The organism is Nocardia sp. PLKS1-43 (assembly GCF_059510335.1).
In genome coordinates this window covers 561,349-581,099 of sequence record NZ_JCAJZQ010000003.1, presented here as the reverse complement: position 1 = coordinate 581,099, position 19,751 = coordinate 561,349, and the positions used below count along the sequence as shown (strand labels likewise).

Here is a 19,751-nt window from a genome sequence, read left to right as displayed (position 1 = left end):
CGGATGTCATCGGCGGCCAGTACGCTCGGAGCAATCATGGCCACCTATTTCGATCCGAGATCCTGGTCGCCGTTGCGTGCGGTCGGACTCGGCAGGCGCCTGCTGGACCCGGGCTGGTTGGAACAGTGGAGTTCCTTCACCACCGCCTGGCTCGATCCGGTCGCCGATCTGGGCGCGGGCGCGGTCACCGCGCTCCTGCCCGATGTGCTGATGACGCTGCTCAGCGAGGGAATTCTGAGCCGCTTCGGTGGTCAGGGAATCAGCGCTACCCTGCTCGGCAGCGATATGACCGCCACGCTGGAAACCCTCGAGGCCCGCCGCCGCGGCGCGCACTTCGAGACCCGGGCCGCGCTGAGCGGGCTGCGCTGGAACGGTCATCGGATCGAGCGGATGACCGTCGTCGCGCACGGCGTGCGAATGATTCCGGGTGTGCCGACGAAGGTTCGCAGTACCCACCTGGACATCACCGGCACCATCACCACCGCCGCGCTGGTGGACTGGCTGAACACCTGGCGACTCGACTGGCGACTGGGCGTGGCCCCCGACGGGCTGATCATCGCCCGGCACCGGCGGCTGCGGATTCAGGCACTGGTGGACGCGTCGGTGACGAACGACCTGCTCACCGTGCAGGTGCGGCAGGCGAGCTGGATGGGTGTGCGGATTCCGCGGCGAGCGTTCGCCCTGGCCCCGATTCCGCTGACCGACCTGCCGAAACGGATCGCGGTGCGCAGTGCCGAACGCGACGGTGAGCTGGTGCGGTTCCACGTGGACGTGCCCGAGATCACCGGGTCGTTCGATCTGGCGCAGATGCGCTCGGCCATCGTCGCGGGGACGACACTGATCATCTTCTAGCCGGTGTCTCGCGCGCGGCGTCGTAGCGGAAAGGCCCGGGCGACCCTACTGTCCGCCCCGGTTCCACCAGTCCCGCAGCGCGGACTCGGCCTCCTCGCGCGTCATCGGCCCGCGATCCAATCGCAGTTCCTTCAGATACCGCCACGCCCGGCCGACCTGCGGTCCCGGTTCGAGACCGAGCAACTCCATGATGGCGTTGCCGTCCAGGTCGGGGCGCACCCGTGCCAGATCCTCCTGCTGCTGCAGTCGTTCGATGCGCGCCTCGAGATCGTCGTAGGTGGCGCGCAGCGCGGCGGCGCGGCGCTTGTTGCGGGTGGTGCAGTCCGCGCGGACCAGTTTGTGCAGGCGGGGCAGCAGTTCGCCGCCGTCGGTCACGTAGCGGCGCACCGCCGAATCGGTCCACTGCCCCTTGCCGTAGCCGTGGAAACGCAGGTGCAGATAGACCAGACGAGCCACGTCCTCGGTGAACTGCTTCGGATACTTCAAGGCGCGCATACGTTTTCGCACCATCTTCGCGCCGACCACCTCGTGGTGGTGGAAGCTCACCCCGCCGCCCGGCTCGTTGCGCTTGGTGGGCGGTTTGCCGATGTCGTGCAGCAGCGCCGCCCAGCGCAGCACCAGATCCGGATCGCCCTGCTCCTGATCGATGGCCTGGCGCAGCACCGTCAGCGAATGCTGGTAGACGTCCTTGTGCTGGTGATGCTCGTCGATCTCGAGTTTCATCGCGGGCACCTCGGGCAGGACCCGCTCGGCCAGCCCGGTCTCGCACATGATGTCGATGCCCTCGGTCGGATGCTCCCCGGCGATCAGCTTGTCCAGTTCGGCGCGCACCCGTTCGGCGGTGATCCGGCCGATTTCGTCGGCCATCGTCGCGGTCGCGACGCGCACCCGCGGCGCGAGCTCGAAGCCCAGCTGAGAGACGAAACGCGCGCCGCGCAACATCCGCAGCGGATCGTCGTTGAACGAATCCTCCGGTGCGGCAGGGGTATCGAGCACACCGGCCAGCAGGGCGGACATACCGTCGAGCGGATCGATGAACTCGAGCGCGCCGTCCGCGCCGACGCGCACGGCCATCGCGTTGACGGTGAAATCGCGGCGCACGAGATCGCCTTCGAGGGTGTCGCCGAAGGTCACCTCGGGATTGCGCGAGATCCGGTCGTAGCTGTCGCTGCGGAACGTGGTGATCTCCAGCTGCCATCCCGATTTGGCCGCGCTGACCGTGCCGAACGCCAAACCGCCCGTGTCCCAGAGGTTGTCGGCCCATCCGCGGACGATCTGCTGCACGGTCTCCGGTCGCGCGTCGGTGGTGAAGTCCAGATCGGTGCCCAGCCGCCCGAGCACCGCATCGCGCACACTGCCACCCACCAGGTACAGCTGATGTCCGTGCGCGGCGAACATCTCGCCGAGCGGGGTCAGCACATCCGACACCCGCCCCAGCGTGATCGCCGCCGAGGCAAGCAGTCTCGTGCGCCGGTCCTCCGGCGACAGCGGGACCGGCACTGCTACATCCTCGGACTTCGGCGAAACCACAGCCACGCAGCTTACTGACCGGAGAACCCGCGACCCCATCGGCGGCGTCGAGAAGCCCGATGGCCCGCCGCGACGCGGCGCGATCGGTCCGGACATCTCAGCGGAAACGACCGGGCCGGATCAGCATCCGGCCTCGTCCAGCCACTGAGTGACCACCTCGGCGGCGCGCCGGCCCAGCTCCGGGCCGATCGCCGCGGCATCGTGGCGCAGGGTGCGCGGATCGATATCCGCGGCCGCGAGCGCCCCGGCGTGTCCCCAGAGCCAGTGTTCGATGTCGCGGTGGTCGGTCTCCAGGTGGAATTGGAGCCCGAGGACGTGGTTCTCCACGACGAAGGCCTGATTCGGGCATTGCGCGGTGGAGGCGAGGTTGCGGGCGCCGTCCGGCAATTCCAGGCAGTCGTTGTGCCAGCGCAGGACGGGTATTCCGGCGAGGTGACGCAGGGGTGAGTTCAGCCCGTCGGGAGTGAGGTCGAGCGGGGCGTAGCCGATCTCCGTGGTCGCCCCCGGGACGACCGCCGCCCCCAGCGCTCCGGCGAGCAGCTGCGCCCCGAGACAGATCCCGATCGTGGGTCCGCGCGTACTCAGCCGGGCCCGCAGCGCGGTGAGCTCGTCGTTCAGGGCCGGGTAGCGGTCGAGGTCGTTGACGCCGACCGGACCGCCCAGCACGACCAGCAGATCCGCGCCGACCAGCGCCTCGGCGTCGATGCCTTCGGCCGGGACGTCCAGGTACCGCACGTCGTAGCCGCGATCGCGCAGCAGCGGATCGAGCAGCCCGAGATCTTCGAAAGCGAGATGGCGCACGGCCAGGGCGACGGGGGACATGGGAGGCCTTTCAGCTGCGTAGATACGAGGCGCCGTTGAGGTCGACGATGGTGCCCGAGGCCCAGGCCGCGGCCGGCGACGCGAGAAAACGGACGGCCGCGGCGATCTCCTCCGGCGTGCCGACCCGGCCGAACGGGCTCTGCTCGCGGATCCGATCGCCGTCCGGTCCGGTCAGTTTGGCGGTCTGCCGTTCGGTGGCGACGAATCCCGGGGCCACCGACGTCACGGCGATGTCGTGCGGCGCCAGCGCCAGGGCCATCGACTGCCCGAACGCGTGCAGGGCGGCCTTGCTCGCGCCGTAGGCGGGGAAGTCGGGTTCGCCGCAGAACGCGCCGCGCGAACCGACGTTCACGATGCTCCCGGAGGCGCCGCGGTCGATCAGGTGCCGGGCCACCGCCCAGGTGACCTCGGCCGCACCCAGCACGTTGACGTCCAGCATGCGCCGCCAGATCCGCTGCCAGCCGGCCAGCGGGATATCGGCGACCGGATGCCGGGTGTCTTCGGCCGGTGCGACGGCCGCATTGTTGATCAGGACGTCGACGCCGCCGAGCGCGGCCACCGCCTCGGCCGCGATTCGTTCGCCGGTGCCGGGTTCGCCCAGATCGCCCTGGAGCAGCGTGTGCCCACTGCCGGGCAGTCGCCGCAACGTTTCCTCGGCGTCCGCGCGCCGGCCGGCGTACTGCACCGCCACCCGATCGCCGCCCTCGGCGAACGTCGTGGCGATGGCCCGGCCGATACCGCGGGACGCGCCCGTGACCAGTACACCCCTCATCGAGCGAACGCCGTCCACTCGTCGCGCAACGTCTCCAAGTCCATGACCGAACCCAACCACAACGGGATTCGCGGCCGCTCGACGGCGACCCGCACGGCCCGCGACCGCGCCGGAGCGATGCGGAGGCGGACGATCCGGCACAGCTAGACTGACCGGGTGTCTCCGGCCGATCGCGCGAACAGTCGACGCCGCCAGCCCCGGCGCCGCGGTTCGGCCGGTAATGCGGCCACCCCGAGGATGCGCACTGTGCGCGAAACCTCCGCGGGCGGGTTGGTCGTGGACGGGTTGGACGGCCCTCGCGAACAACGTTGCGCCGCCCTGATCGGCCGCACCGACCGGCGCGGTCGGCTGCTGTGGTCGCTGCCGAAGGGACATATCGAACAGGGCGAGACCGCCGAGCAGACCGCGGTCCGCGAGGTGGCCGAGGAAACCGGGATCAACGGCCTGGTCGTCGCCGAACTCGGCAGCATCGATTACTGGTTCGTCACCGAGGGACGCCGGGTACACAAGACGGTGCACCACTATCTGATGCGCTCGGTCGGCGGGGAGTTGTCCGACGCCGATATAGAAGTCACCCAGGTTGCCTGGGTTCCGCTCACCGACCTGGATTCCCGGCTGGCGTACGCCGATGAGCGCCGGCTGGCGGAGGTCGCGAACCGCCTGATCGACCGGATGGAGAACGGCAAACAATGACGCATGCGGGTCGGAGGCGTCAATGAGCCAGCTCATCGACGCCCCGCGGGCGCGGGCGCGCACCCTGTCGCGACACCGCTGGGCGGCGATTCTCGCCGTCCTGGCCCTCGCCGTGCTCAACATCGCGCTGACCGGCCCGGCCGCCGCGGAACCGTCGGGGGTCGGCGATTCCTCCTCGACGCCGAAATTCCTCAAGCTCACCCTCGACTCGGTATCTCCGAATACGGTCACCACCAGCAGCGATTCCGTGATCGCGATCACCGGGACGGTCACCAATATCGGCGATCGGGTGGTGGACGACATCGAGCTGCGGACCCAGCGCGCCGGTGCGATCACCGATCCGCGCGGGCTGCGGTCGGCGCTGCGGCTGGATCAGTCCAGCTATCCGATCGACACGCCGTTCGTGGACGTCGCGAAGCGACTGAGTCCCGGGCAGCGCAAACAGTTCACCCTGCGGGTGGGTGTGCGCGCGGGAAGTAAGGGCACGCCGGGGAGCGCGCCGGTCACCGCATCGCTGGACATCTCCTCGCCCGGGGTGTATCCACTGCTGCTGAACGTCAACGGGACGCCCGCCTACGGCGGTCAGGCCCGCTTGGACGACGCGCGTTTCCTGCTGCCGGTGCTGGGCCTGCCCGCACCGGGTGACGCGGATGCCAAGTCCGCACAACCCGTTTCGGCTCCGGCCGACGCACCTGTCGCGACCACCATGCTGTGGCCCCTGGCCGACCGGCCGCGGCTGGTCGCCGGAATCCCCGGCTCGGTGAACGGCAAGGCACTGCTCACCGACGACGAACTGGCCGGCGAGCTGGCCACCGGGGGACGGCTCGATCAACTGCTGGGCGCCCTGGAATCGGCGGTCCACCCCGATTCCGCCGGCACCGGGACCGATATCTCGAATGCGCTGTGCCTGGCCGTCGATCCCGACCTGCTGCTGACCGTCTCGGATATGACGACCAGCTACCGGGTGCTGGCCAGTCCGTCCGATCCCGACGGCCCCACCCGCGACGGCACCGGCACCGAGGCCGCCAAGTCGTGGCTGAACCGGTTGCGCGCGCTGGCCCCGACGATGTGCACCGTCAGCCTGCCGTTCGCCCAGGTCGATCTGTCGGCCCTGGCCGCCGTGCACGATTCGGCAGTCACCTCCCGCGCGATCTCCGCACCCGACGAACTTGTCGACCAGATTCTGTCGATCAGGTCGATGCACGGGGTGAGCCTGCCCGAGTCCGGCAGCATCGACTCCGACGCCGCGACGATGCTCGGCCAGCACGGCTTCACCGCCGCGGTCCTGGCCGACAACGCCGTCGCGCCCGCCGGGACGGCGAGCAGTTCCGCATCCTCCGCGCGCACCGCGACGACGGTATCGGCGAGCTCGAGCCTCGCGACCCCCTCGACGGTGCGCCTGCCCGGCCCGACACCCCCCGCCGCGCCGTCGAACGGAAGCTCCGCCAGCGCGCCCGATCCGGGAATGAAGGTGTCCACCTTCGACATCTGGCCCGCCACCGCGCTGGCCGCGGTCGGCTCGAATCCGCCGACGCCCGCGTTCACGCCCGAGAACGTGCGTTACGACGTGGCCAAGGATTCCCGGACCGCGCGGCTGCAGGACGCGCTCGGCGCGATGACGTGGACCGCGCTCAACCCGCAGCCGAATCGGCCCCGCTCACAACTGCTCGTGCCGCCGCAGCAGTGGGGCGCCAACCGCGACGAGGCCACCGCGCTGCTCACCCAGTTGCGGACGCTGATCCACAGCGGCCTGGCGACGGCGCGGTCGTTCCAGGATCTGCTCGCAGTACCAGCGGATTCGCATCCGTACGAGGTGATCCGTTCGGCCGGATCGGCCGCCGACGGTGTGCCCGGCGCGTTCGTCGCGCCGGTCCAGCAGCAGGCCGGCCGGATCACCGACCTGATGAACACCCTGGTCGATGTGCCCCAGCAGGAGCCGACGCCGAACAACTTCCTGACCCCGCTGCGCGACGATCTGGTGCGGACGTTGTCGCTGTCCGACCGGACCAGCACCGGTGCACAGGCCGACACCGCCGCGCAACGCCGTCTCGATCAGACCACCACCGCGCTGAACGGACTGTTCCGGTCGGTCAGCGTGCTGCCCCCCGGCGGGGTGTACACGCTGGCCTCCGAACAGAGTCCGCTACTGCTCGTCGCCCGGAACGAACTGCCCGTCGCGGCACGGATCAGGTTCAGGATCGGGGTTCCCTCGGGCACCGATATCACCGATATCGGCGAGCAGACCCTGCCCGCGGAGGGCACGCGGTCGTTCCAGATTCCGACGAAGGTCAGTGACAGCCGAAGCCTGACGATCCCGATCTCCATTACCACACCCGACGGGATCGCGCTGGGCAACGCCACCTCGGTCAAGGTACGGTCCAACGCATACGGTTCAGCGTTGGCGATAATTACCGCATGTGCCGGTGCACTGCTGTTCCTGTTGGCCGGTCGTCGCTTGTGGCGCCGCTTCCGGGGACAGCCCGATCCGGCCGACGAGGGGTTGGACCCGGGGAAGCGACGCAGGCTGAACAGGTATCTGCGCGCGCGGAAGCGGGTTCTGCAGCGACAGGAGACACCATGATCCAGTTCAGTGATCGGGCGGAGCGGGCCGGATACGGCACGCCCGCTCGGGGTGTCCCGTCGTGCCCGCGGGGGTTCGCCGACGCGTCCGGGCCCGTCCGCCCGGCGCCGGGGGTCCGATGAGTGAATACGACGACCCTCGCCGCATGGATCCGGCCGGAGACGATTCGCTCCGGCGGCGACCGCCTGCCGCTCCGTGGGAGCGCGGGAGCGCCGCACCGGACCAGTTCGGCGAGCCGGAGGCACCGACCCCACCGCAACCGCCGACCCCGCCGCTGCGGGTGCCGCTGACCGGACCCATTCCCCAGGTGTCGCAGGCCGGCCCGCGCGGGCCGGAACAACTGCCGCCCGCCGGAACCGTGCGACGCGTCCCGCCGGACCGTCGCCCCCCGGACCGGATGCCGCCGAGCGGTGCCATGCGCCGGACCCCGCCGAACGGTGCGGACCGCGGCGACGCGCCGGACGGTATGCCGCCCGGTCCGGACCAGCGCCCACCCAGCGGCACCATGCGCCGGGTCCCCCCGCGCGATCCGGAACGAATGCCCCCGGACGGGACACCGCGTCGAGTGCCCCCCGGCACTCCCGACCAGCGGCCACCCAGCGGAACATTGCGCCGGATGCCGCCGGGCGAGCCCGATCGGCTGCCGCCCAGCGGCATCCCCCGGCGGGTGCCCCCGTCCGGCCCGGACCAGCTGCCCCCGGAAGAAACCGCCGGGCGACCCCGCCGCGGCGGACCGGAGCAGCGGCCGCCCAGCGGAACCATGCGGCGAGCACCCCGGGGCGAACCCGAGCAGCTGCCGCCGGACGAGGCGGCGCGGCCACGCCGGGGGACGCCCGAGCAGCGGCCGCCGAGCGGAACCATGCGCCGGGTGCCTCCGGGCGTATCCGACCCGGCGCCCGCCGAGGAGACCCCCCGGCGAACCCGCCGCGGCGGACCGGACCAACGCCCGCCGAGCGGAACCATGCGGCGGGTGCCTCCGGGCGGCCCCGACCAGCTGCCCCCGGACGAGCCCGCCCGCCGGACTCGCAAGGCCGGACCGGACCAACGCCCGGCCACCGGGTCCACCCGGCAGGTGCCGCCGGACCGCCGGACCGGCGACGCCAGGCCGCCGACCGGGGCCATGCGCCGCGGACGGGGCGGACCGGTCCGCCGGACAGCACAGGAGCCGCCCCCGTCCGGCCCGATCGGACCCGATCAGCAGCCGCCCGCCGGCGCGCGTCGGCGGGTCCCGCCGCAGGGCAGGCCGCCCGCACCGGCGAGCGGACCGATCCGGCAGACGCCGCCCGGCGGATCCGAGGGCAGGGGACCGCGCTCCCAATCCGGACCGCAGGGCCGCCGGACCGCCTCCGGTCCCGAGTCCGCGCCCGGACAGCGGCCCAGGCGCCGCCCGGCGGCGGACTCGCGGCCGGGACCGCAACGGGTGCCGGCCCGCGGCGAGCGGTCCGGGACCACCGCGACCGCACAGCAGACCGCGGCCAAACCCGCGAGCGCGAATTCGCGACTGCTCAGTGCCAGCGGTTCGATCGCCATCGCCACGCTGATGAGCCGCATCACCGGGTTCGGCAAGCAGGCCATGGTGCTGATGGCGCTCGGCCCGGCGGTCGCCAGCGCGTACACCGTCTCCAGCCAGATCCCGACGATGATCGAGCAGCTGGTCCTGGGCGCCGTGCTGACCGCGTTCGTGGTGCCGACCCTGGTGCGCGCGCAGAAAGAGGATCCCGATCAGGGCGCGGCGTTCATCCGGCGACTGTTCACCACGGCCGCGGTGCTGCTCGGCGGTGCGGCGGTGGTGTGCACCGCGCTGGCCCCGATGCTGACCAGATACCTGTTCCTCACCCATGACGGCAAGGTCAGTACCGGGCTGACCACCGCGCTGGCCTATCTGCTGATCCCGGCCGTGCTGTTCTACGGCATGTCCTCGCTGTTGATGGCGGTGCTCAACACCCACGAGATCTTCAAACCGGGCGCCTGGGCCCCGGTGCTGAACAACGTCACGACGTTGCTGGTGCTGGGCCTGTACGTGCTGTTGCCCGGCGAGATCTCGCTGGACCCGGTCCGGATGGGCCAGCCCAAGCTGCTGCTGCTCGGCTGCGGTATCACCTTCGGCGTCTTCGTCCAGGTCGCGAGCATGGTCCCGGCGATCCGCCGAACCGGTATCGATCTGCGGCCGCTGTGGGGGATGGACGCCCGGCTCAAGCAGTTCGGCGGCATGGCCGCCGCCGTCGTGCTGTACGTGTTGATCAGCCAGGCCGGATTCGTCTTCGCCACCCGCGTCTCCTCGCACTGGGATGTGGCCGGCCCGGCGATCGTCAACCAGGCGTGGTTGCTGTTGCAGCTGCCCTACGGCGTCTTGGGCGTCACCGTGCTGACCGCGATCATGCCCCGGCTCAGCCGCAATGCCGCCGACGACGACACGCCCGCGGTGGTCGACGACCTCGGCGCGGCGACCCGTTTGACCATGATCGCCCTGGTCCCGGTCGTGCTGTTCCTGACCGTGGCCGGTCCGCAGGTCGGCGAGGTGCTGTACGGCTACGGCCATTTCGGTCACGACAACGCGCATCGGCTCGGCGAGGCGGTCAGCTGGTCCGCGTTCACCCTGATCCCGTACGCGCTGGTGCTGATCCATCTGCGCGTCTTCTATGCCCGTGAGCAGGCGTGGACCCCGACGTGGATCATCCTGGGCATCACCGCGGTGAAGATCCTGGTGTGCGTGATCGCGCCGTTCGTCGTCTCCCCGGAGCACGTCGTGTTGGCGCTGAGCATGGCCACCGGGCTCGGCTTCCTCACGGGCGCGGTGATCGGCGGCTGGCTGCTGCATCAGAGCCTGGGCGATCTACGGATGTCGAACGTCGGGCGAACGGTGACCCGCGTGGTGCTCGCCTCGGTCGCCGGCGCGGCGGTCACCCTGATCATCGACCAACTTCTCGGCCTGCCGCGGCTGCATCACGGCATCGGCGCACTGATCCGGGTCGGGATCGATGGAATCGTTATGTTCGGCGTCGCCTTCGGGTTGATGCGTCTGGTCGGCATTCCGGAAATCGTCGCCATCACGGTGGCGATCTCTCGCAAGCTCGGCTTCACTCCGCCCGCGCCCGACCTCGATTTCGACGGTCCCGCGGGCGACGAGCACGAGACCACCCTGCTGCCGAGGCCCGAACTCGCACAGCCGTACTACTACCGGTACGACCCCTATACCGATGCGCAGACCATGGTCCTACCGGTCATCCGGCCAGATGCGGTTGACCGTACCGGCGGGGGTGAGTTCCCGTACCCTGTTCGGCAGAGAAACGCAAATGCCGGTCCCGGCGATCGCGGAGATGTGAATACCGCATCTCCCGCGCCCTCCGGGCTCGGCCGGGTCGACGATGGGCCGGGTGGGTCGTCGGCATATGGGACTTCGACACACCAGGGCGAAGGAGGAACGAGGGTGAGCGACGATGCGGCGGGCGGCGTCCCTGCCGCGCAAGCCGATGCCACCGCAGCGAGCGCGGTGCGCACCGAGGACGTCGTGCCCGGTGAGGTTCCCCCGGATGATCCGGGTGAGCGGGCGGAATCGGCCGAGGCGCAGAACTTCAGCGAGACTGCTGCCGGCTCCGCGGACGACGGGCATGCGCGAGACGAACCGCCACACGATCCGACCTACGACACCGGCATGCTGCCGGTGGGCTCCCCCGAGATGCCGCCGATGCGCGTCGAATCGCCGGCCAAGCGGTCGCAGCGCGGTCCGAAGCTGATCCCGGGCGCCTCGGTGGCCGGCGGCCGCTACCGGCTGCTGGCCGACTGCGGCGGTGCCCGCGGTCTGCGGTTCTGGCAGGCCTTGGACGTCAAACTGGACCGCGAGGTCGCGCTGACCTTCGTGGACGCCGATCAGAAGGCCGCCGACAACTCCGGGCACGACGGCCCGCAGGCCATCCTGTCCCGCACCTTGCGACTCGGCCGGATCAACTCTCCGGGCCTGGCCCGCGTCCTGGACGTGGTGCGCGGCAGCTCGGGCGGCATCGTGGTGGCCGAGTGGACTCCCGGTCGGTCGTTGCGCGAGATGGCCGAGACCACGCCCTCGCCGATCGGCGCGGCACGTGCGGTCCGCGCCCTGGCGGCGGCGGCGGAACTGGCCCATCGCGGCGGCGGTTCGCTGTCCATCGATCATCCGGATCGGGTGCGGATCAGCGCGTCCGGCGATGCGGTACTGGCCTTCCCCGGCACGCTCGCCGACTCCGACGCGCAGTCCGACGTCCGCGGTCTCGGCGCGATGCTGTACGCGCTGATCACCGCACGGTGGCCGATCCGCGCCGGTGGGGTGAGCGGTACGGCCGCCACCGTGGGCGGGCTGCGGCTGGCCGACTCCGGTCCGGACGGCTCGCCCGTAGAGCCGCGGCAGATCCGCCCGGAAACCCCGTTCGAGATTTCCGCGGTGGCGGTGCGCTCGCTGGAGTCGAACAAGGGGGTGCGTACCGCGGCGACGGTTCAGCACGTGCTCGAGCAGGCCTCGGTGGTGGATCAGAAGACCGATTTCATCCCGGTACTGCGGCTCGGTCAGCGGGCACAGGCGCTGCCCGACGAATCACTGGCCGATCCGGAACTGCTCGCCGCGGAGAAGGAACGCTCGCAGCGGATGATGTGGATCCTGGTCGGGCTGGGTGTGCTCGCCGCGCTGGTGGTCGGCGTGATCATCTGGTGGCTGCTGAGCGTCTTCGCACCGCCTACTTCCAACGCACCCCTGGACGACCAGCGCAAGCTGGGCCTGACCACGGCCGCGGTGGCACCGGCTCCCGCCAACGCGGCCACCTCGGCACCGGCGAGCAGCGCTCCCGCCGGTGCCGAGGTGCCGGTGCCGCTCACCGCGGCCACGGTGTTCTCGCCCGAGGGCACCCCAGACGACCCGAGCCACGTCTCGGCGGTGCTGGACGGCAATCCGACCACGACCTGGCGCACCGACCAATACTTCCAGCAGTTCCCCTCGCTCAAGAAGGGCGTCGGCATCCTGACCACCCTGGGCAGCCCCAGCAAGCTGACCAAGGTGAACATCAATTCGCCGAGCGCGGGCACGGTCGTCGAGGTCCGCACCTCGCCGACCGCCTCGCCCACGCTCGATCAGACCCAGCTGATCGGCCAGGTCACGCTCGGCAACGGCACGACCAGCATCCCCGTGCGCAGCGATCAACCGGTCGGCTACGTACTCATCTGGATCACCTCGCTGGCCCACTCGGGCAACCAGTACCAGTCCCAGATCGCCGATATCCGCTACGAAGCCGCTCGCTGATCGCTCTGGTTGCCTGCCCTTCGAACCTGCCGATATGATTCTCAGCGCGCTCTCAGCAGGGGAGCTTCCCGGGATCTGACGTGACGGTCCCGGACGAGCGGTATGGGCGGATGTCCGAGACAGGGCATCCTGCCGTCGAGAGCGCTGTACCGAGGGGTATGTGTTGCCGTTTGAAGCGATCGGGCGATCCAGCGGGGGGACGTCGGAGGCGTCCGCTGTAGGCAGGCGCCCGTTCGATCCCGACACGGCCACCGATGTCGAACTCTTGGACGCCCATGTCGCGGGCGATCGTGACGCCTTCGGCGTACTGTTCCGCCGCCACTACAACCACCTGTGGCAATTGGCCCTGCGCACCTGCCGGATCCAGGAGGATGCGGCCGATTCGCTGCAGGATGCCCTGTGGTCCGCGCACCGCAATGCCGCACGGTTCCGGGGTGATGCGGAAGTGCGCAGCTGGCTGCATCGGATCGTGGTCAACGCCTGCCTGGATCGGATGCGGCGCAACAAGTCCCGCTACAGCGTGTCGCTGTCGGACGAGAGCGTCGCCGAACCCGTCGTGGAACGCGACGACATCGCCCGGCTCGAGGTATCGATGCTGGTCGACAGCGCACTGATGCGACTGCCCGACGATCAGCGGGCGGCCCTGGTCGTGATCGATATGGAAGGGTATACCGTGGCGGAAGCGGCGCAGTTGCTGGGCGTCGCCGAGGGGACGATCAAGAGCCGGTGCGCACGCGGCCGCAAGCGACTCCAACAGGAGTTGGAATTCCTGCGGAATCCTGGGAACCGGATGTAGTCGAGATGCGTCATTACTAGTGACGGGCAAAATTCCGTCATACTGGCAGGCTCCGTCGGTGACGGCGCGGCGAGTACCACATATCACACGGCCCACCCCGGAGAGGCGATGGATGACAAGGGCGAAGCCGCCGAGCATCGGCGCCGAGCCGGGGTGAGCGGTTCGGATGATCCAGGAGGTTCGATGGCGGCCCGCTCAGCTCCGCGACCTCCCTTCTCCACCGATTTGCTGGCCGATCTGCACGCCGACAACGTCGCCCCCGATCTTTCCGACGAGCTCTGGCCTCAGGTCCGGCACGATCCGGAAGCCCTGCGATTCCTGCGCTCACTCGACGACGTCACCACCGAATTACGGAACCTGGGCCAGGACCCCGCGATTCTGCATCCGATGCCCACCCAGGTCACCGCGCGCCTGGACGCACTGCTCGATCAGCTGTCCTGCGGTTCGGCCGAGGCGCCCGGCCCGGATCCCGACCCGGCCGACCATGTCGCCACCGTGCACCGCCTACCCGTGTCCCACTCGTCGCAGGGGCCGCCGAGAACGCACCCCCTGCCCGTCCTGGACGCCGAGCATCCGGCAGCCGACGACACCGCCCCCTTCGGCCTCGAGCCCGTCGTCAGCGATCCGATTCCGCTCCGCGCCGACCGGCCGCGCCGGCGCTGGCTCGCCGCGGCGGCCGCCGCCGTCGTCATCGTGGCCGGATCCCTGATCACGGTGGATTCCCTGCGGAGTCAACAGAACCCACCGTCCGCACTGCCCACCCAGCAGTCCGGGGACAACGTCGATATCTCCGACGATCTCCCGGTCTCCCAACTGCTCGGCGCCATGGGCCGCCAGGATCTGAGCGGTCCGCTCGCCGATCACGCCGCCCTGGTCGGCTGCGTCACCGCGGCCGGTCTGAACCGGTCGATACTCGGCGCGACGAATGCCACCTATCACGGTCAGTCCGCGGTATTGATACTGCTCACCGGTCCGAATTCGCCGAAGATCACCGCGCTCATCGTCGGCAGGGACTGCGGCCCGGGCAACCCGCACGTGCTGGTGACTCAGGACATCGGCTGAGCGGTTTCGGCCGAAACCGCGCGGTGCGGTCCGGCTCACACTCCGTGCGCTGGCCGTTCGGGGGCGGGAACAACAGCGTTTACCCTGTTGTTGACCGACACGCCTGTTGAAACTTTCTTCTCGGAAGGGCCTCATGAGCACTCGAGTACGCGACCTGATCATCGTCGGCTCCGGCCCCGCCGGCTACACCGCCGCCGTCTACGCCGCACGCGCCGAACTCGAGCCGTTGCTGTTCGAGGGCACCCAGTTCGGCGGCGCGCTGATGACGACGACCGAGGTGGAGAACTTCCCCGGCTTCCGCGAGGGCATCATGGGTCCGGACCTGATGGATGAGATGCGCGAGCAGGCCAAGCGTTTCGGCGCCGACATCCGCACCGAGGACGTCGAGGCGCTTGATCTGGCCGGCCCGATCAAGAAGGTCACCGTGGGCGGCGAGATCCACGAGGCCTACGCGGTCATCCTGGCCATGGGCTCGGCGGCGCGCTACCTCGGCGTTCCGGGCGAGCAGCAGTTGCTCGGCCGCGGCGTGAGCGCCTGCGCCACCTGTGACGGATTTTTCTTCAAGGGTCAGGACATCGTCGTGGTCGGCGGCGGCGACTCGGCCATGGAAGAGGCGACATTCCTCACGAAATTCGCCTCCAGCGTCACGATCGTGCACCGTCGCGAGGAGTTCCGCGCCTCGCGCATCATGCTCGAACGCGCCCGCGCGAACGAGAAGATCCGCTTCGTACTGAACTCCGAGGTCACGCAGGTGCACGGCGAGAACAGCGTCACCAGCCTGACCCTGCGCGACACGCGCACCGGTGAGACGTCCGAGTTGCCCGCGACCGGTCTGTTCGTCGCGATCGGCCACGACCCGCGCAGCGAACTGGTCCGCGGCCAGGTCGATCTCGACCCCGAAGGCTATGTGCTGGTCAACGACCCGAACACCGCTACCTCGCTGCCCGGTGTGTTCGCCGCGGGCGACCTGGTCGACCACACCTACCGCCAGGCCATCACCGCGGCCGGCACCGGCTGCCGCGCGGCGATCGACGCCGAGCGCTGGCTCGCCGAACAGGGCGATATCACCAGCAACACGCTCGACAACGCCGACCAGCCGGTCGAAGTCTCCGCCAACTGATTCACCGCTCGAGGAGTTCATCACGATGTCCGATTCCACGAAGACCGTCGTCGACGCCACCTTCGCTCAGGACGTGCTCGGCAGCAGCAAGCCCGTTCTGGTCGATTTCTGGGCGGACTGGTGCGGCCCGTGCAAGATGGTCGCCCCGGTGCTGGAGGAGATCGCGGCGGCGCACGGCGACAAGCTGACCATCGCCAAGGTCGACGCCGACGCCAACCCGACCACTTCGCGGGACTACGGAATCATGTCGCTGCCCACGATGATCCTGTTCTCCGAGGGTAAGGAGATCAAGCGGATCGTCGGCGCCAAGGGTAAGGCCGCGCTGCTGCGCGAACTCGACGGCGTCATCTGACAATCATTCGCCTCACAGCGGCGGCGGCGCGGGTTAGGATTTCGTCGCCGTCCGCTGGTGGTGTGTATTGTTCGCACGGCCAGCGAGACTCCGTGGTTACGCAAAGACGCGCCACCTCCGGGGTAGGATCTCTGCACTCGCCAGAATTGTAGAAATTCGGTCCGGGTCTGAGACAATCGACCGACGTTCCGGACGTGTGCCCCGCGGGGATCGCGCCCTGGCACACCCTCGAAAGAGCTTCGGGAGTGGACGGTCCCAGAAATGGGTACCCGGGTTGGCGGAAGGAAAGGGCTCTCACGCATGCACCGACTTCGTCACGGCGATACAGGTCCAGCCGTAACAGAGGTTCGGAGCACCCTCGCAAGTCTCGGTTTCCTGCATATGCATCCGCACGGAGCGGACCGTTCCGACGGCCATGGCGAATTCTGGAAAGAGACGGACGGCGTCTTCGACCACGATCTCGATTCCGCTGTGCGCGCCTTCCAGCAGCATCGCGGTCTGCTGGTCGACGGAGTCGTGGGTCCGGCCACCTACCGCGCGCTCAAGGAGGCGTCCTACCGTCTCGGCGCACGCACCCTCATCTATCAACTCTCCGCCCCGCTGTACGGCGACGATGTGGCCACACTGCAGCGTCGCCTGCAGGATCTGGGCTTCTACGTGCATCGTGTCGACGGCTATTTCGGCCCGCAGACGCATGATGCGCTGACCGCGTTCCAACGCGAGATCGGCCTTGCGGCCGATGGTATCTGCGGTCCGGACACGCTGCGCTCGCTGGATCTGCTGGGCGCCCGCGTCACCGGCGGTAATCCGCACCGGATCGCGGAGGAGGAGGTCGTGCACCGCGCCGGCCCCCAGCTGACCGGTAAGCGGATCGTCATCGACCCGGGGATGGGCGGTCCCGACAAGGGTGTCACCGTGCCCACCGAATTCGGTGACGTCTACGAGTCGGAGATCCTCTGGGACCTCGCAAGTCGACTCGAGGGTCGGATGGCCGCGACCGGTATGGAGACGTTCCTGTCCCGGCCGTGGGGCGCGAATCCGACCGACGCCGAACGTGCCGAGATCTCCAACACTTTCGACGCGGATCTGATGATCTCGTTGCGTTGCGCGACCAATCCCAGCTCCCTGGCCAGCGGTGTGGCCAGCTTCCACTTCGGCAATTCGCACGGTTCGGTATCGATGATCGGCCAGGTGCTGGCCGGCTTCATCCAGCGCGAAATCGTCGCTCGCACATCGCTGCAGGACTGCCGCACCCACTCACGCACCTGGGATCTGCTGCGCCTCACCAAGATGCCGACCGTTCAGGTCGACATCGGCTACCTCACCAACGATTACGACGCGTCGGTCCTGACCAATCCGCGGATGCGCGACGTGATCGCCGAGGCCATCCTCATCTCCGTCAAGCGCCTGTACCTGCTCGGTCAGGACGATCAGCCCACCGGGACCTACACTTTCGCCGAACTTCTCGCCGAGGAGTTGGCCGCGGCTGATTCCACATAAAGACGGCCTGGCCCCTCTTCCTGGACAACAGCGTGTCGTCGGATGCGAAGCGGCACTTGTGTTGGGTCGGCGTTTCGGCAACGAAGTGTTTCTGAGCGTCGCCATGTAGTCACCGATGTCCTCACGAAATCGGGCGTCGCGCGGACGTCGGCTCAGTCGGTGCCACTGAACGTCGCGTGGCATCGGTTCGACACGTCTTCCCGTCGGGGCATGCGCGCAACTCGCCGGTGTGTTCGCCTGATCCATTGCTGCCTGAGGGGGAGGCCCTGGGAAAACCGATACTTCCGACCTTCCCTGATTCGCCAATGTCCTATGGATGGATTCATCGCGCGGCTGCAGGACCTACGTGGCTGGCGGTATGGGTATGCTCCCGCATGACTCCCCGGACACGTATGAGCTTGTGGCCGTAAGCGTCCGGGGCTTTACTATCGGCAGCCGACTCGGGTGGGGGCCGGGGTCGCCGCCGCCGCTGCGGCCAGAAGTTGATCGAGTGCGCGCTCGACATCCTCTTTCCAGAGGTGGTCGCTGTCGAGTTCGAGACGCAGGCGCGGGAAGCGCTGGTGCGGGGCGATGACCGAGAATCCGACATCCTCCAGGAATTCGGCGTCGATCATGCAGCCCTCGGGGGAGCAGGCGCCGTTGGCCCGGGAGGCCGAGGGCGTTCCTGCCGAGGGGATTCCGGTCGCGGGAGTGTCGATCCGTTCCATCAGCAGCATCGAACTGATCGAGCGACTGGGCAGTACCGTGGCGGCCGGATCCTTCCGAATACCGAACGCCTCGATCGCGCGCACGCCTCGGCGCATCAGATCGGCCACCACGGCCTGCATGAGCCGGTGGGCCACTCCGGTGTCCTGGTAAGGGAATTCGGCGCGCAGCGTGGTCAGCAGGACCGCATCCGGGCTCACCGGCGAAGTGGGGAACAGGCCCGCCCGCGGCACCACGCTCGGCGGTGAGTACAGCGCGCATCCGGCGGGCTGACCGTCGACGAGCGCGACCTGTCCGCACGAACCCCATTCGAGCATGACCGTGGACAGCCATGCTTCCTTCTCGAAGACCGGATCGCTGAATTCGCGAGAGTCTTCGGCCACGGCGGGGTCGATTTCCCAGAACACACATCGGCGTGCGTGTGCCGGGAGTTTGTCGAGTCCGCCGAGGGTCAGTGCGGTCACGCTGGTCGACACCGCTCTGCTCAGCCTCCAGCTATCGGATTCGTCCACACTCACGTGGCATCAATATCTACTCGCCAGCAAGAATAAGCGATCAACACGAACCGCCTCATTTCCGTCGCCGCGCTCGATGGCATACGCCGTCACAGTGACGTTTCGGCGCAATGGCAATAGTCATCGGGTGCTCATGGACTTTCGCCCGTACTTTTACGGTGCCAGGACTACTGCTGTTGCTTTTCCATCAATGTCACGATGCGTTCGAGATCGGCGAGGTCACCGAACTCGACGGTGATCTTGCCCTTCTTCTTACCCATGCTCACAGTGACACGGGTATCGAACGAATCGGCCAAGCGCTCGGCCAGACGATCCAGGCCGGGGGCGTAGACGGGCTTGCGTTCGGGGGCGGGCTTGCGCTCCTGTTCCGGATACCGGTTCGCCAGCGTCACCGCCTCTTCGGTGACACGAACCGAAAGCCCTTCCGCGACGATCCGTTCCGCCAACTTCTCCTGCGCCTCGGCGCCCGCGTCCAGACCCAGCAAGGCGCGGGCGTGCCCTGCCGACAGAACTCCGGCCGCAACCCGCCGCTGCACCGGGATCGGCAGCTTGAGCAGACGGATCATATTCGTGACGACCGGTCGGGATCGGCCGATCCGATTCGCCAATTCCTCGTGGGTGACGTCGAATTCCTCGAGCAGCTGCTGATAGGCTGCCGCTTCTTCCAGAGGATTGAGCTGTACGCGGTGGATGTTCTCCAACAACGCGTCACGCAGCATGGCATCGTCGGAGGTTTCCCGGACGATCGCCGGAATCGTTGCCAGCCCGGCGTCCTGGCAGGCTCGCCAACGACGCTCACCCATGACGATCTGATAGCGAGCGGGGGAGCCCGACTCGGTCTTGGCCGGCTCGCTCAGTGCGCGCACCACGATCGGCTGCATCAGGCCGAATTCGCGGATCGAGTGGATCAGCTCGTCGAGTGCATCCTGTTCGAAGACCTGACGCGGCTGCTTCGGATTGGGCTGAATCTCTTCGGCCGGAATCTCGCGATAGACGGCCCCGGCATCGGAGTCGGCAGCCGGATCGGGGACCCGGTGCAGATAAGCCTCCGCAGGATGTGGTCCGATCGGATCGAGACCGATGACGGCGTTCGCCGCGGCACTCCCGAGTCCCTGTACCTCGGCGGGACCGGTCGGGATGAGCGCAGCCAGCCCGCGCCCTAATCCACCCTTCTTCGCCTGACTCATCGGC

General features: G+C 68.8%; 14 protein-coding genes. 9 read left to right on the top strand and 5 right to left on the bottom strand.

Translation table 11 applies throughout. From position 1 onward, the window contains the following. The first annotated feature begins 36 nt into the window (after positions 1 to 36). Entirely contained in the window at positions 37 to 852 is an 816-nt protein-coding gene (locus AC5WS7_RS14435) for a hypothetical protein (RefSeq protein ID WP_495954968.1), read from the top strand. Positions 853 to 897: 45 nt separating this feature from the next. Here the strand turns inward: AC5WS7_RS14435 and AC5WS7_RS14430 are convergent, their stop codons facing one another. The 3 genes from AC5WS7_RS14430 to AC5WS7_RS14420 all read right to left on the bottom strand — a co-directional run bounded on the left by AC5WS7_RS14430 (position 898) and on the right by AC5WS7_RS14420 (position 3,976). After that, entirely contained in the window at positions 898 to 2,313 is a 1,416-nt protein-coding gene (locus AC5WS7_RS14430; RefSeq protein WP_495955183.1) for a CCA tRNA nucleotidyltransferase, read from the bottom strand. Between the two features lie 189 nt (positions 2,314 to 2,502). Then, on the bottom strand, positions 2,503 to 3,204 hold the full coding sequence (locus AC5WS7_RS14425; protein WP_495954967.1) for a glutamine amidotransferase: 702 nt from the start codon (positions 3,202 to 3,204) through the stop codon (positions 2,503 to 2,505). A 10-nt stretch (positions 3,205 to 3,214) separates the two neighbouring features. Continuing rightward, positions 3,215 to 3,976 carry an SDR family NAD(P)-dependent oxidoreductase gene (locus AC5WS7_RS14420; protein ID WP_495954966.1) on the bottom strand — a complete coding sequence of 254 codons (762 nt, stop codon included), beginning with the start codon at positions 3,974 to 3,976 and terminating at the stop codon, positions 3,215 to 3,217. A 156-nt stretch (positions 3,977 to 4,132) separates the two neighbouring features. Between AC5WS7_RS14420 and AC5WS7_RS14415 the strand changes: the two genes are divergently transcribed. From AC5WS7_RS14415 to AC5WS7_RS14380, 8 genes are all read left to right on the top strand, one after another. Next, on the top strand, positions 4,133 to 4,669 hold the full coding sequence (locus AC5WS7_RS14415; protein ID WP_495954965.1) for an NUDIX hydrolase: 537 nt from the start codon (positions 4,133 to 4,135) through the stop codon (positions 4,667 to 4,669). Positions 4,670 to 4,691: 22 nt separating this feature from the next. Then, positions 4,692 to 7,250, top strand: a complete 2,559-nt coding sequence (locus tag AC5WS7_RS14410) for a DUF6049 family protein (protein WP_495954964.1) — start codon at positions 4,692 to 4,694, stop codon at positions 7,248 to 7,250. Positions 7,251 to 8,790: 1,540 nt separating this feature from the next. Beyond that, on the top strand, positions 8,791 to 12,510 hold the full coding sequence (locus AC5WS7_RS14405) for a murein biosynthesis integral membrane protein MurJ (RefSeq protein WP_495955182.1): 3,720 nt from the start codon (positions 8,791 to 8,793) through the stop codon (positions 12,508 to 12,510). A gap of 265 nt (positions 12,511 to 12,775) precedes the next feature. Further along, positions 12,776 to 13,306 (top strand): RNA polymerase sigma factor SigM, encoded by a 531-nt coding sequence (gene sigM, locus AC5WS7_RS14400; protein ID WP_495955181.1) that lies wholly within the window; start codon positions 12,776 to 12,778, stop codon positions 13,304 to 13,306. A gap of 108 nt (positions 13,307 to 13,414) precedes the next feature. Continuing rightward, positions 13,415 to 14,368 carry an RsmA family anti-sigma factor gene (locus AC5WS7_RS14395; protein ID WP_495954963.1) on the top strand — a complete coding sequence of 318 codons (954 nt, stop codon included), beginning with the start codon at positions 13,415 to 13,417 and terminating at the stop codon, positions 14,366 to 14,368. Positions 14,369 to 14,501: 133 nt separating this feature from the next. Continuing rightward, entirely contained in the window at positions 14,502 to 15,488 is a 987-nt protein-coding gene (gene trxB / locus AC5WS7_RS14390) for a thioredoxin-disulfide reductase (RefSeq protein WP_495954962.1), read from the top strand. 25 nt (positions 15,489 to 15,513) lie between these two features. After that, positions 15,514 to 15,840: a thioredoxin gene (gene trxA, locus AC5WS7_RS14385; RefSeq protein ID WP_495954961.1), complete on the top strand. Its 327-nt coding sequence runs from the start codon at positions 15,514 to 15,516 to the stop codon at positions 15,838 to 15,840. 300 nt (positions 15,841 to 16,140) lie between these two features. Beyond that, positions 16,141 to 17,340, top strand: a complete 1,200-nt coding sequence (locus tag AC5WS7_RS14380) for an N-acetylmuramoyl-L-alanine amidase (RefSeq protein WP_495954960.1) — start codon at positions 16,141 to 16,143, stop codon at positions 17,338 to 17,340. Positions 17,341 to 17,765: 425 nt separating this feature from the next. Here AC5WS7_RS14380 and AC5WS7_RS14375 read toward each other — a convergent pair whose 3' ends face one another. Both AC5WS7_RS14375 and AC5WS7_RS14370 read right to left on the bottom strand, forming a co-directional pair. Next, positions 17,766 to 18,521: a GNAT family N-acetyltransferase gene (locus AC5WS7_RS14375; protein ID WP_495955180.1), complete on the bottom strand. Its 756-nt coding sequence runs from the start codon at positions 18,519 to 18,521 to the stop codon at positions 17,766 to 17,768. Positions 18,522 to 18,727: 206 nt separating this feature from the next. Then, on the bottom strand, positions 18,728 to 19,747 hold the full coding sequence (locus AC5WS7_RS14370) for a ParB/RepB/Spo0J family partition protein (RefSeq protein WP_495954959.1): 1,020 nt from the start codon (positions 19,745 to 19,747) through the stop codon (positions 18,728 to 18,730). Positions 19,748 to 19,751: the final 4 nt, after the last annotated feature.

What these genes read in the sequence shown, in the direction of transcription:
- AC5WS7_RS14420 (WP_495954966.1), bottom strand. Translation starts at nt 3,976, where the DNA reads ATGAGGGGTGTACTGGTCACGGGCGCGTCCCGCGGTATCGGCCGGGCC.
- AC5WS7_RS14410 (WP_495954964.1), top strand. Translation starts at nt 4,692, where the DNA reads ATGAGCCAGCTCATCGACGCCCCGCGGGCGCGGGCGCGCACCCTGTCG.
- trxB (WP_495954962.1), top strand. Translation starts at nt 14,502, where the DNA reads ATGAGCACTCGAGTACGCGACCTGATCATCGTCGGCTCCGGCCCCGCC.
- AC5WS7_RS14370 (WP_495954959.1), bottom strand. Translation starts at nt 19,747, where the DNA reads ATGAGTCAGGCGAAGAAGGGTGGATTAGGGCGCGGGCTGGCTGCGCTC.
- AC5WS7_RS14435 (WP_495954968.1), top strand. Translation starts at nt 37, where the DNA reads ATGGCCACCTATTTCGATCCGAGATCCTGGTCGCCGTTGCGTGCGGTC.
- AC5WS7_RS14405 (WP_495955182.1), top strand. Translation starts at nt 8,791, where the DNA reads ATGAGCCGCATCACCGGGTTCGGCAAGCAGGCCATGGTGCTGATGGCG.
- trxA (WP_495954961.1), top strand. Translation starts at nt 15,514, where the DNA reads ATGTCCGATTCCACGAAGACCGTCGTCGACGCCACCTTCGCTCAGGAC.
- AC5WS7_RS14425 (WP_495954967.1), bottom strand. Translation starts at nt 3,204, where the DNA reads ATGTCCCCCGTCGCCCTGGCCGTGCGCCATCTCGCTTTCGAAGATCTC.
- AC5WS7_RS14380 (WP_495954960.1), top strand. Translation starts at nt 16,141, where the DNA reads ATGCACCGACTTCGTCACGGCGATACAGGTCCAGCCGTAACAGAGGTT.
- AC5WS7_RS14395 (WP_495954963.1), top strand. Translation starts at nt 13,415, where the DNA reads ATGGATGACAAGGGCGAAGCCGCCGAGCATCGGCGCCGAGCCGGGGTG.